At 51.2% G+C, this 14,111-nt stretch carries 6 protein-coding genes; 5 read left to right on the forward strand and 1 reads right to left on the reverse strand.

Annotated elements, in window-relative coordinates:
* The first annotated feature begins 6 nt into the window (after nt 1-6).
* The 5 genes from B5D50_RS18530 to B5D50_RS18550 all read left to right on the forward strand — a co-directional run bounded on the left by B5D50_RS18530 (nt 7) and on the right by B5D50_RS18550 (nt 11,374).
* The gene (locus B5D50_RS18530; protein WP_078924158.1) at nt 7-3,552 is read left to right on the forward strand and encodes a protein NO VEIN domain-containing protein; all 3,546 of its coding nucleotides are present in this window, start codon (nt 7-9) and stop codon (nt 3,550-3,552) included.
* Nucleotides 3,549-4,853 carry an AAA family ATPase gene (locus B5D50_RS18535; protein ID WP_078924151.1) on the forward strand — a complete coding sequence of 435 codons (1,305 nt, stop codon included), beginning with the start codon at nt 3,549-3,551 and terminating at the stop codon, nt 4,851-4,853. The genes B5D50_RS18530 and B5D50_RS18535 overlap by 4 nt, the downstream gene beginning before the upstream one ends.
* Nucleotides 4,850-5,560: a retron system putative HNH endonuclease gene (locus B5D50_RS18540; RefSeq protein WP_078924152.1), complete on the forward strand. Its 711-nt coding sequence runs from the start codon at nt 4,850-4,852 to the stop codon at nt 5,558-5,560. The genes B5D50_RS18535 and B5D50_RS18540 overlap by 4 nt, the downstream gene beginning before the upstream one ends.
* On the forward strand, nt 5,557-8,469 hold the full coding sequence (locus B5D50_RS18545; protein ID WP_078924153.1) for a DUF1156 domain-containing protein: 2,913 nt from the start codon (nt 5,557-5,559) through the stop codon (nt 8,467-8,469). Before B5D50_RS18540 ends, B5D50_RS18545 begins: the two co-directional genes overlap by 4 nt.
* 91 nt (nt 8,470-8,560) lie before the next feature.
* The gene (locus B5D50_RS18550; RefSeq protein WP_078924154.1) at nt 8,561-11,374 is read left to right on the forward strand and encodes an ATP-binding protein; all 2,814 of its coding nucleotides are present in this window, start codon (nt 8,561-8,563) and stop codon (nt 11,372-11,374) included.
* Nucleotides 11,375-11,423: 49 nt separating this feature from the next.
* On the opposite strand, the gene B5D50_RS18555 is transcribed toward B5D50_RS18550, so the two are convergent.
* A complete protein-coding gene (locus tag B5D50_RS18555) occupies nt 11,424-13,934 on the reverse strand; it encodes a GcvT family protein (protein WP_078924155.1) in 2,511 nt (836 codons plus the stop codon).
* Nucleotides 13,935-14,111: the final 177 nt, after the last annotated feature.

Below are 14,111 nucleotides of genomic sequence, written 5' to 3' on the forward strand. Positions count from 1 at the left end.
AAAAAGATGCTGAAACTCGAAGACATCAAAAAAGATGCCCAAGTCCGTGGTATCCAGACCAACGCTATTGTGCGTATTGTACAGGTAGAACCGGTTGGCGAGTCTGCTATTACCGTCTATTACAAAGATAACCAAGGTCGCTTGGGCGAGCAAATGTTGTTCCGCTCGGATGAGCTGCGCTTAGAACTGGCGGATGTAGGTCGCCCATGGGCGTTTGATGCGGAAGGTGCGGATTTTAAGTTAGGGCTGGAAGCCTACCGGATTTCCCAAGCCTCACTATTTGACCCGATGATGGCGGTGCATACGTCCAACGTTGAACCGTTGCCGCACCAGATTTCTGCCGTTTACGAATACATGCTCCCCAAGCAACCGTTGCGTTTTGTGTTGGCGGATGACCCCGGCGCGGGTAAAACCATTATGGCGGGTTTGCTGATTCGTGAGTTATTAATGCGTGCCGATGCCAAGCGCATTCTGATTGTGTCGCCCGGTTCGCTTACCGAGCAATGGCAAGACGAATTGCTGGAAAAGTTTGGGGTGTCGTTTGATATTTTTAGCCGCGAAAAACAGGAGCAATGCACCTCCGGCAATTACTTTGATGAAGCCAACCAGTTGATTTGCCGTCTTGACCAATTGTCGCGTAGTGAAGAGTTTCAGGAAAAGTTGGCGTTAACCGAGTGGGATTTGATTATCGTCGATGAGGCGCACAAGCTATCCGCCAACTACTTCGGCAACAAGGTTAATAAAACCAAACGCTTTGTGCTGGGTGAGTTGCTGGGTTCGATTACCCGACATTTTTTGCTGATGACCGCGACACCTCACAATGGCAAAGAAGCGGATTTCCAGATTTGGTTGTCGTTGCTGGATAGCGACCGCTTTTACGGTAAATTCCGCGAAGGAGCGCATAAGGTTGATGTCTCCGACATGATGCGCCGCATGGTGAAAGAAGAATTGCTCAAGTTTGACGGCAAACCGCTATTCCCCGAACGCCGCGCCTACACCGCCAATTACCAGCTTTCCCCGCAAGAAGAAGCCTTGTATGAGCGGGTGACGGCGTATGTGCGTGAGGAAATGAACCGGGCCGATAAACTCAATGGCAAGAAAAAGAATACAGTCGGTTTTGCCTTAACCCAATTGCAACGCCGTTTGGCTTCTAGCCCGGAAGCGATTTACCAATCACTCAAACGCCGTCGCAAACGTTTGGAACAACGGCTGGAAGACACCAAGCTTGAAGCTCGCGGCAAGTCAGCCTTGCGGGATCATGTAGCGGAAACACTGGAAGAGTACAGCGTCAAAAAATCAGTGAAACTGGATTTACCCGACAATCTCGATGAGTTAGAGGAAGAACTCAGTGCCGAAGAGTACGAGTTGTATACCGAGCAAGTGGTGGATCAAGCCACTGCTTCTGAAACCATTCAAGAATTAGAAGCGGAAATTTTCAGCCTACAAGCACTGGAATCACAAGCCTTGGCGGTGGTGCGTTCGGGGAGTGATAAAAAATGGGAACAGCTCTCCTATTTGTTGCAAGACCGCCCTGAGATGTATACCGCTGCGGGCAGTCGGCGCAAGCTGATCATTTTCACCGAACACAAAGATACCCTGAACTACCTGCTGACCCGGATTACCGACTTGCTGGGTAAGCCGGAAGCGGTGCGTATTATCTACGGTGGCACGAACCGCGATGAGCGCCGCAAAGTTCAGGAGGAATTCCGTAATTATCCCGATGTATTGGTGTTGATTGCCACCGATGCGGCAGGCGAGGGCGTGAACCTGCAAAACGCTAACCTGATGGTGAATTACGACTTGCCGTGGAACCCCAACCGATTGGAACAACGCTTTGGGCGCATTCACCGCATTGGGCAAACCGAAGTGTGCCATTTGTGGAATATCGTCGCTAATCAAACCCGCGAGGGTGAGGTATTCCAGAAGCTGTTCGACAAAATCGAAACCGAACGTGCGGCATTGGGCGGTAAAGTCTTCGATGTGTTGGGTGAGGCGTTTGATAATGTCTCGCTGAAAGACCTGTTGCTGGAAGCCATTCGTTACGGTGAAGACCCCGCCACCAAAGCGAAAATGGATCAAGTGATTCACGATGCTTTGGATGCGGATCATCTGAAGGAAATCTTGCGCCGCAATGCCTTGGTTGAGCAGCACATGGGTTTGGATGAATTGTTTGCGGTGAAAGAAGAGATGGAAAAAGCCGAAGCCCGCAAACTTCAGCCGTATTTTATCCGCGCTTTTTTCAGCGAAGCCTTTCAAACCTTGGGCGGCGAATTACGCCAACGGGAAACCGGGCGTTATGAAGTGCGCCATGTACCGGCGGCGATTCGTGAACGTGACCGGATTATTGGCGAAACCCGCACCCCTGTATTGCGCAAATACGAACGCATTTGTTTTGAAAAGCAGCAAGTACGCCAAACGGGTAAACCAATGGCGGATTTACTGCACCCCGCTCATCCCTTAATGCACGCTACCACTGATCTGGTGCTGGAAGCACATCGTGCCAAATTGAAACAAGGCGCAGTTTTACTCGACCCCAATGATGACAGCATTACCCCTAAAGTGTTGTTCATGATTGAACATGCGGTGCGGGAAGCGGGCAGTGATGCGCTGGTGGTGTCACGGCGTTTGCAGTTTGTGATGCTGGATGAGCAAGGCACGGCTACCCACGCAGGCTATGCGCCGCATCTGGATTTGCAACCCTTGGCTGCGGCGGATTACAAGCTGGTCGGCGATATTGTGCAGGGTGCATGGCTTACCCAACCCTTGGACGTGGTGGCGTTGGATTATGCATCACAGGCGCTTGTCCCTGAGCATTATGCGGAAGTCAAAACGCGCCGGATTCGCCAAGCAGACAAGATTCATGCCGCTGTGCGCGAACGTTTAGTCAAAGAAATCAGCTACCAACAAGATCGTTACCTCAAGTTGCATGCGGATGTAGAAGCAGGTAAACAGCCGCGCATGGTGCCAGAACAATTCCGCCGTAAAGCCGAAGAGCTCAGTGCCCGTTTGCAACAACGCGAAACCGAGTTGGCGGCGATGAAAAACGTGGTGTCCAGCACGCCCGTGGTGATTGGGGGCGCATTGCTGATTCCGCAAGGGTTGCTGGCGTACCGTAAGGGTGAAAGCCAATTTGCGGTGGATGCGCAAGCACGGGCGCGGGTTGAGCGGATTGCCATGAACGCGGTGATTGCCACGGAACAGGCGTTAGGTTACAGCGTTAAGGATGTATCAGCGGAAAAGTGCGGCTGGGATATTACCTCTCGACCCCCGGTGAATGCGGATGGCTCTATCCTGCCTGACCGCCATATCGAAGTGAAAGGGCGTTCCCAAGGGCAAACGACAATCACCGTGAGCCGCAATGAAATTGTCTACGCCCTCAATCAAGCGGATAAATTCTGGTTGGCGGTGGTGATTGTCGACGGTGAGACGCACCAAGCCCCGGTTTATATTCCCAATCCCTTCCGTATCGAGCCTGATTTTGGGGTTGCCAGTGTTAACTATGAGTTGAGTGAGTTACTCTCTAAGGCTGTTACACCGGAGCGAACCCTATGATTCTGAAAACACTGCGGCTAAAGAACTTCCGCCGCTTTGAAAATCTGAGCATTGATTTCCATGACGAATTGACTGTCATTGTGGCGCGTAATGGTCAGGGAAAAACCACGTTACTGGATGCCGTCACCATTGCCTTGGGGACATTTGTTGGTGCATTTGATCTTGGCAAAGGCAAAGGTATTGATCGAAGTGATGCCCGCTATGTCAGAACTACTGAACGGGTATCGAGCGAACAACGCTATCCAGTTGAAATAATGGCTAATTTTTCCAAACCCAAGATGGATGTATTGCGGCAGTTAATGGGGGCTAAGAACAAAACCACTACTAAGGATGCAAGTGAGCTGACGGAATACGGAAAGCAGTTGCAGGCGTTAATGCGTGAGCTAAGTGATGATCCATTGCCAGTGGTTGCCTACTACAGTACTGGGCGTTTGTGGAAAGCGCATAAGGATATGAGTCGTAAAGCAGTACTCAGTGAAAGCCGCGCTATGGGGTATGAAGATTGTTTGTCATCAGCATCTAGCTTTGTTCAGATACAGCAATGGATGACGAAAGCAACGTTGGGAGTCCGGCAACAAGAGGAAATACCGGGTTATGAGCAAAGCAACTTGCCAGCACAGGTAGACAATATCAAAGTGACAGTAGAGCACCTATTAGCTGAAGAAGGCTGGCGTAACTTCCATTACAGTTTTCAGCATGAAGAACTGGCGATGTCTCATCCTGATCATGGCATTTTACCCGTTAGCCTGCTGAGTGATGGGGTTCGCGCCATGATTTCGCTGACGGCTGATCTGGCGTGGCGTTGCACTAAGTTGAACCCTCAGTTCGGTAGGGATGCATCAGTCAAGTCACCGGGCATTGTCATGATTGACGAAGTGGACATGCACTTGCATCCACAATGGCAGCAACGGGTAATTGCTTCCTTGCGCAGGGCATTCCCCAACATCCAGCTCATTGTCACCACCCACAGCCCGCAGGTGTTATCGACGGTACACCGTGAAAATATCCGTCTGTTGGGTACGAATGAAGCGGGGCAAATGACCGTCTCTGAGCCATTGGCAGATTCGTATGGCGAGCCAAGCAACGATGTATTGCAAGCCATTATGCACGTTGACCCACAGCCACCTGTACCAGAAAAAGCCCAGTTGGAACGTTTGACTGAGCTAGTAGACCAAGGCTTGTCCGACGACACTGAAGCCCAGCGTTTGCTGGCGGCATTAAAGCAATCCTTAAGCCCGCATCACCCGCAACTGGAAAAGGTCGAGCGCAGCATTCGCCGCCAAAGGGTGTTGGGTAGATGATATTTATCCGTAAACGTACTTTCGGCGGGGGACATCTGGAGCAAGCTCATGTCAATCCACCCCAAACCGCAGATGAAGCTACCAGCCGCTGGAGCTGTTTTGGGCATAAACCTGCGGTAACGTGTTTTTTGGAGGACGAGCAATACGGCTTGTGTGCCTATACCGAACTACGCCCGGATCAGGCTGGCTTGGGTACGCACATTGAACACGTACAACCCAAAAGTCGTTATCCACAACGCACGTTTGATTTCAGTAATCTGGTGTTATGTGCCTTGGCTGATGCTGATTTGCAGGGTCGCGCTAAGGCTGATCTTTTTGGTGGTCATGCCAAATTAAGCGAATATAACGCTGCTTTGTTTGTTTCCTGTTTGCAAAGTGATTGCTTGCGTTTTTTTGCCTATCTGTCAGATGGTCGGGTTGTTGCGGCTGCGAACCTGTCGGTAAATGAAACCCAACAGGCACAATACACCATTGATTTGCTTAACCTGAATGCGCCTTATCTGTTGGTTCAGCGCAAAAACTGGCTGGATGAGTTGGATAAGCTCATTGACGAGCATCTGGACAATGATAATTCGCTGGAAGATTTAGCCGCTATTGACCTATTGCCGACATCTGGCAAACTCAGCCGCTTTTTCAGTGCAACCCGCCAGCGTTTTGGGCGGATAGCTGAACCCTTGTTACAAGAACACGCACCGGAATTGCTATGACACCCCCCATCTTCTCCCCGAAAAAACTCATTGAAGTCGCCCTGCCGCTGGATGACATTAACGTGGCGGCTGCCCGTGAGAAATCCATCCGGCATGGGCATCCGTCCACCTTGCATTTGTGGTGGGCGCGTCGCCCGTTGGCGGCAGCGCGGGCGGTGTTGTTTGCGCAGATGGTGAATGACCCCGGCGAGACGGAGACGGGGGATAAGCGTTTCAATGCAACCAAGCGCAAGATTGAAGCCAAGCGTGAAACCTTGTTCCAGATCATCCGTGAGTTGGTGCTGTGGGAAAACACCAATAACGAGGAGGTGTTGCAACGCGCCCGGGCGGCGATTTGGGAGAGCTGGCGGGAGACTTGTCAGTTGAACCGTAAGCATCCTGACGCTGCCGAGTTGTTTAACCCGGAAAAATTGCCAGCGTTTCACGATCCGTTTGCGGGTGGGGGTGCGATTCCGTTGGAGGCGCAGCGGTTGGGGTTGGAAGCGTATGCGTCGGATTTGAATCCGGTGGCGGTGATGATCAATAAGGCGATGATCGAGATTCCGCCCAAGTTTGCAGGGCGTGCGCCGGTGGGGGCGATTCCGGCGGCTGAAAAGCAGGTGAAGACGCTGGAGGATTGGAGCGGGGCGCGGGGCTTGGCGGAAGATGTGCGCCGTTATGGGCATTGGATGCGGGAGCAGGCATTTCAGCGCATTGGGCATTTGTATCCGCAGGTGGAAGTGACGGCGGCGATGGCGCAAGATCGCGCTGATCTCAAGCCTTACGTGGGTGACAAGCTGACGGTGATTGCGTGGCTGTGGGCGCGTACCGTGAAAAGCCCGAATCCGGCGTTTTCGCACGTTGATGTACCGCTGGTGTCGAGCTTTATCCTTTCCAGCAAGGCAGGCAAAGAGTCGTGGGTGGAACCGATCATTGACGGCGACCGCTACCACTTCGCCATCCGCACCAGCAAACCACCTGCCGCCGCCAAAGACGGCACAAAAGCTGCCAGAGGAGCTAACTTTACCTGCTTGCTTTCTAATACACCGATTGATGGGAAGCATATTAAAGGCGAAGGCATGGCGGGTCGGATGGGGGCGAAACTTATGGCGGTCGTAGCTGAAGGAAGAAAAGGGCGTGTTTATTTAAATCCTAGTGATGAAATGGATGTGCTTGCTAAATCAGCAATACCGACATGGAAGCCTGAAACAGATATACCACCAGATAAACGATCAATGTTTACGCCGTTATATGGTTTAACTAAGTTTAGCGACCTTTTCACCCCGCGCCAACTCGTTGCCCTCACCACGTTCTCGGATTTGGTGCAGGAAGCCAGAACCAAGGTCATTGCCGATGCCAAAGCCGCAGGCATGGCGGATGATGGCGTGGGGATTGATGCAGGCGGAATGGGAGCAACTGCCTACGGCGATGCACTTTGTGTATTCTTAGGTTTTGGTGTAAGTCGAGGAGCAGACGCTTGGAGTTCTCTAGCATCATGGCGAAACCAAGTGGATGCAACTAGGAATACGTTTGCACGGCAAGCCTTGCCGATGGTATGGGATTATGCGGAAGTAAATCCTTTTTCTACTTCATGTGGAAATTGGATTGGCAATTCATCAGATTGGGTTTGGAAAAGTCTTTTGAATTTGCCAGAAAATGGTGCTCTAAGCTTTGCATTTCAAATGGATGCTTCATCTCAGTCTATTAGTTTAAATAAAGTTGTTTCGACTGACCCGCCTTATTATGACAATATAGGGTACGCGGATTTATCTGACTTCTTTTATGTCTGGTTGCGCCGTTCATTACGCCCGATTTACCCGAATCTGTTTGCAACAATGGCGGTTCCCAAAGCCGAAGAATTGGTTGCTACCCCTTACCGCCACGGCAACAAAGAAAAAGCGGAGACCTTCTTCCTGCAAGGCATGACCAAAGCCATTGGCAATCTGGCAGAACAAGCACATCCCGCGTTTCCGGTTTCCATTTATTACGCCTTTAAACAAGCCGAAACCAAAGACGACAGCACCAGCAGCACCGGCTGGGAAACCTTCCTTGAAGCGGTGATTAAAGCCGGATTCTCGATTGACGGCACATGGCCAATGAGGACGGAAAAGCAAGGACGAGTTATTGGAAATGGTACAAACGCTTTAGCTTCATCCATTATTTTGGTGTGTCGTAAGCGCAAGATGGCAGCGGAGACGATTTCACGGCGGGAGTTTCAGCGTGAGTTGCGCAACGTCATGCCCGAAGCCCTAGAAACCATGATCGGCGGCGAAACCGGACGTTCCCCCATCGCCCCAGTTGACCTTGCCCAAGCCGCCATCGGCCCCGGCATGGCAATCTTCTCCCAATACGCCGCCGTGCTAAACCAGGACGGCAGCACCATGAGCGTCCACGACGCGCTCATCATGATCAACCGCGAAATCACCGACTACCTCAACCCCGACAGCGGCAACTTCGACGCCGACACCCTGTTCTGCTCAAGCTGGTTCGACCAATACGGCTGGGCAGCAGGCGACTTCGGGCAAGCCGACACCCTCGCCCGCGCCAAAGGCACATCCGTCGCCGGAGTCCACAGCGCAGGCGTGATCGAATCCGGCAGCGGCAAAGTCCGCCTCTTCAAATGGGCAGAATACCCCAGCGACTGGAACCCCGAAACCGACAACCGTATGCCCATCTGGGAAGCCACCCACCACCTGATCCGCGCCCTCAACCAACAAGGCGAAACCGCAGCCGGAAGCCTATTGGCACGAATGCCCACACGCGGCGAAGCCATCCGCCAACTCGCCTACCACCTCTACACCCTGTGCGAACGCAAAAAATGGGCAGACGACGCCCGCGCCTACAACGAACTCATCAGCGCATGGAGCGCGATAGTAGCGGCATCGCTCGAAACCGGGCATATTGATGAACAGATAGGAATGGGGTTTTAGATGAAGACCACGCGGGTTTTTGTCATTAGTGAATTCTTGCGTAAACTTGTATCATCATAAATCAACCCATCGTTAATTCGAGGAATGCTGCATGAGCCTGAAACCTTGGCGTGAAATCGCCCGCCCGCACAAAGATGTACTTGAAGGTACATTCCAGCAAGCCGAATTTGCGGCGGATATTTCCCAAGTCGCCGCCGGTAAAGCAACCCCCGAATATCAGGATGCCGAGAAATTCTTTTCCCGCACCTTCATCACCGAAGGGATGCGCCTATTGCTGATTTCCGTCGCGCAACGCTTGGCGGGGCAGGGCGGCGACCCAGTGATTCAGTTACAAACTGCGTTCGGGGGCGGCAAAACCCACACGATGCTGGCGGTCTACCATCTCGCTTCCCGCAGTGTCAGTACCGATAAGCTCGAAGGCATTCCACCACTGTTGGATGCGGCCAAAATTCATGATTTGCCCCGCGCCAAGGTTGCTGTGATTGATGGGATTCACCTTGCACCCAGCCAAGAGCAAATTAAAAGCGATGGTCAGAAAGTCACTACTTTATGGGGTGAGTTGGCCTGGCAACTACTTGGTGATGAAGGACTTTCCCTACTTAAAGAGTCCCACGAAATGGGAACCTCACCGGGCAAAGGTGTTCTGATTGAATTGCTAAACAGAGCAGCCCCATGCGTGGTGTTAATAGACGAATTAACAGCTTATCTGCGCCAATTTGAGTTAGGTAAGAGCTATAAAGCTGGAACTTTTGATTCCAACCTATCTTTTATTCAGGCACTTACTGAAGCGATGAAGGCGGTTCCTAATGCCATCCTGCTGGCTTCGTTGCCTGAGTCAAGCCTAGAGGTGGGCGGCGACATGGGGCAACGCGCCCTCAATTCCTTGGAAAAATACTTCGCTCGTGTCGAATCGGTGTGGAAACCGGTTGCCAGCACCGAGGCATTTGAAATCGTGCGCCGCCGCTTGTTTGCCCATGCCGGAGAACGTGCCGAAGTGGAAGGCATCAGCCGCCAATTCCACGATTTTTACCGCGCCAATAGCAATAAATTCCCGCTGGAAACCCAATCCAACGTGTATTTTGAGCGGCTGTGCCAGTCTTACCCGATTCACCCAGAAATTTTTGACCGTCTCTATGAAGATTGGTCAACGTTGGACAAATTTCAGCGTACCCGTGGTGTCTTGCAATACATGGCGCTGGTGATCCACCGCTTGTGGAACGACAATAATCAGGATGCGCTTATCATGCCCGGTTCGTTGCCACTGGATGACAGCACGGTTCGCAACAAAAGCATCCACTACTTACCTCAAGGCTGGGAAGCGGTGCTGGAAAAAGAAGTCGATGGAGCGCGTTCCGATCCGGCACGTTTCGACGGCACAGAAACCCGTTTTGGCAGTGTACAGGCTGCTCGGCGTGCCATGCGCACCATTTTCTTGGGCAGTGCGCCAGCGGTGAGTAATCAAGCAGTGCGTGGTGTCTCGCTCGAACACATTTTACTGGGTTGCGCCCAACCGGGACAAACTGTCGGTATTTTTGAGGATGTCTTGAAATACTTACGGGATCGTTTGCATTACTTGTATGCCGAACGCCACATTGATCAAGACCGTTTTTGGCTGGATACCCGCACTAATTTGCGCCGTGAAATGGAAAGCCGCACCCAGAACATCAACGAGCGTGAAGCGCTAGAGCCATTGCTAAAAACACAGGTAGGCAATTTGTTTGGGCGGCAACACAGTTTCGCGGGTATCCATGTGTTTACCCCCTCACTGGATGTGCCGGATGAATACGGTGCTGGGGTGCGGCTGGTCGTGTTGCCCCCGCAGGCGGCTTACGCAAAAAGTGACACCAAAGCGGCGTTTGCTGCTGCCGAGGAGATACTCACCAAACGTGGTGAGCAGCCGCGCCAAAAACAGAATCGCCTGTTGTTTATCGCCGGTGATTATGAGGTGATGCGCCTCTTAAAAGAGCAAGGGCGCACGTATTTGGCGTGGAAAAGCATCATCAGTGACATCGACAATGGCAAGCTCAATCTGGATTTGTTCCAAGTGCAATTGGCGCGTAAAAATGCGGATGCGGCGGCGCAAAGCCTGAAGCAACTGGCACGGGAAACCTACAAATGGTTGTTATGCCCGACGCAGGATATGAGCAAGGGCAAGCCAACCGTGCAGTGGGAGGTCTTATCCCTTTCCGCCAATACGCAAAGTTTGGTCGCGGATATTGAGCAAAAATTGCGTGAAGAAGAATGGTTGATCACGCAATGGAGTCCGGTACATTTACGTACCCTGTTGAACCAATGGTATTTCAAAGACGGTGTACAACAAATCAGTGCGTTAAAAGTGTGGCAAGATTGCTGCCATTATCTGTATTTACCGCGCATTGCCAGCGACAAGGTGTTTATCGACGCACTGAACAAAGGCTTGGAGAGTGAGGATTACTTTGGGTTTGCTGCCGGTCAAGACGGGGATAAATACCTTGGGTTTACCTTTGGCAAGCCTGCGCTGGTGGTATTGGATGCGGCATCGTTATTGATTCAGCGCGAGGCTGCTGTCGCTTATCGTGAGTCGATCAAGCCGCCACCGCGACCACCCGTCGACTCTGATCCGACACCTGACCCTATTGACCCAAAACCACCGATTATTTTGCCGCCTGTACCGCCACCGCCAACTACGGTGACTAAAACGCGCTTTTACGGTTCGGTGACGATTGACCCGTTGACGGCGAAAATGCAGTTCGCGCAAATCATGGATGAAGTAGTGGAGCAGTTTACGACCCGCACTGGAGTGAAAGTGGCGATTTCCATCGAAATTAACGCTATTAGTACCACGGATTTTGATGAGGATTTGCAACGAGCTATTAAAGAGAACTGCAATACCTTGAAATTTAGCGGCAATGAGTTTGAGTCTTAAAGCTTGAGTTGGTGAATACTTCATCAGATTCACCAACGCCTGACCCAAATTAAGCCCGCAACTGCTCATTCTCAGGATCATACGGTGATTCAATAATCACCGTCGCTGGATAGCGTTGACCGAGAATCTCGATTTCTAACTGAGTACCTACGGTGTCTAAACCGGGGGTAACCATCCCTAAGGCTAAAGATTTGCCAATTCGCCAGCCGTAGCCCCCCGATGTCGTCCGCCCTACAACTTGTCCCTGATGGAAAATAACCTCTGAACCACGTGCATCTGCATCGGTGACCCCGTGTACTTCAAGGGTGACAAAAGCATTTTTGAAACCCCGCGCTTGCCAATCAATGAGGGCTTGCTTGCCAATAAAATCAGGCTTGTCTAAGCGTACAAATCGACCTAGAGCGGATTCTAATGCGGAATACTCAATCGACATTTCGCGGGGAATTAAGCGATAGGACTTTTCTAAGCGCATCGAGTCCATTGCACGAATCCCAAATGGTTTAATATCAAACTCAGCACCAGCTGCCATGACTTGATCGAAAATGTAGTTTTGCATCTCAATCGGGTGATGTAATTCCCAACCAAGTTCACCGACGAAATTCACTCGCAACGCTTGGGCTTGGGCAGCACCGATGTTAATTTTCTTGCCTGTCAGCCATTTGAAATTAGCATTGGACAGATCAGCATCGGTGATTTTTTGCAGTAAATCTCGAGAGCGTGGACCTGCAATGACTAAGACACCGTATTGAGTGGTGATTTTTTGTAGTTTTACGCTGCCATCTTCAGGGCAGAGCTTTTCTAAATAGTCATAGTCATGGCGCTCAAATGCCCCCGCACCGACTAAATAGTAGGCCTGCTTGCCAGTTTTATACACGGTGAACTCAGCGCGTACTCCACCCTGTTTGGTCAGCATGTGGCAAAGACCAATCCGGCCGATTGTTTGTGGGATTTTGTTGGCTAAGATAGATTCCAGCCAAGCTTCCGCACCTTTGCCGGTCACTTCATATTTAGCGAAGGCACTCATATCCAAAATACCGACTTTTTCCATCACATGGCGGCACTCTTGACCAACAAATTCAAAATAATTCGAGCGTCGGAATGAGTATTTCTCAACAATTCGCCCATCGGCTAAGGGTGCTCCATGATTTTCATTGAGTAAGACCTCGGGTGGATCTAAGTCTGCTGGGGTTAATTGATAGCCAGCAGGCACAAACCATTGGGGGCGTTCCCAGCCATAGGTTTGCCCAAATACCGCCCCCAATGCTTGCATGCGACTATAGCAAGGCGTGGTTTTTAATGGGCGGGCAGCAGGGCGTTCTTCGTTCGGATAATGCACCGTAAAAACATTGCTATAAGCTTCTTCGTTTTTAATTCGCAAATAGCCACGTGAAGCATAAGGACCGAAGCGCCGTGGGTCGACCCCCATCATATCAACGGTGGGTTCTCCATCGACGATCCATTCGGCTAATTGCCAACCCGCTCCCCCAGCGGCAGTAATCCCAAAGCTATGACCTTCATTCAGCCAGAAGTTTTTCAAGCCCCAAGCTGGGCCAACCATCGGATTACCATCGGGCGTATAGGCAATCGCACCGTTGTAAACATATTTCACACCGACTTCACCAAAGGCAGGGACACGGTTAATACAGGCTTCGATATGCGGCATTAAACGATCGAGATCTTCTTGGAATAATTCGTTTTCGCAATCAGGGGCAGGGCCATCCACATAGCAACAAGGTGCACCTTTTTCATAAGGCCCTAGCAATAAGCCACCGGCTTCTTCGCGTAGATAATAACCTGCATCTGATTCACGCAGCACCCCTTGCTCAGGCAAACCTTGTTTTTTGCGCGCTAAGATTTCGGGATGCGGTTCAGTGACAATAAATTGATGCTCCACCGGAATCACTGGAATATCCAAACCGACCATATCGCCAGTTTTGCGTGCGAAACTACCCGTGCAGGAAATGACATGCTCGCAATGAATATCTCCCTTATCGGTCTTGACTAACCACTGACCATCCTCTAATTGCTCAATGGCTGTGACGGTCGTATGGCGATAAATTTCTGCTCCACGAGCACGAGCACCTTTAGCTAAAGCAGTGGTTAAATCATTCGGTTGGATATAGCCATCTTCAGGATGCTGGATGGCGCCAATTAAACCCTCAGTATTGCACATCGGCCAAATCGCTTTGACTTCATCCGGCGTGAGGAACTTCACATCCACCCCAACCGTTTTAGCCACACCTGAGTAATAGCGGTATTCATCCATGCGGTCTTCAGTACAGGCGAGGCGAATATTGCTCACTTTACTAAAGCCAACGGATAGCCCCGTTTCTTGTTCTAATTCTTGATAGAAACGGACTGAATATTGATGCAGCTTGCCGACAGAATAACTCATATTAAATAGCGGTAATAAGCCCGCCGCATGCCAAGTCGAGCCGGACGTCAACTCTTTGCGCTCAAGCAAGACCACATCCGTCCACCCCTTACGCGCCAGATGATAGAGCGTGCTTACCCCAACCACACCCCCTCCAATAATGACCGCCTTGGCCTGAGCTTTCATAGTACTGCCTCACGAGTATTAAAATTGCCTATGAAATACCATTGATTGACTGGTTAGTCAATCTCAGTATCTAAACCACTCACAACCCCGCATGGGGATTCGTAACGAGTTGAAGGGCAAGACCTGTGTCCACGGGGGCAGCCTCATAACCCCGCATGGGGATTCGTAACAATACAG

This window comes from Thiothrix eikelboomii (assembly GCF_900167255.1).
Lineage (GTDB): Bacteria > Pseudomonadota > Gammaproteobacteria > Thiotrichales > Thiotrichaceae > Thiolinea > Thiolinea eikelboomii.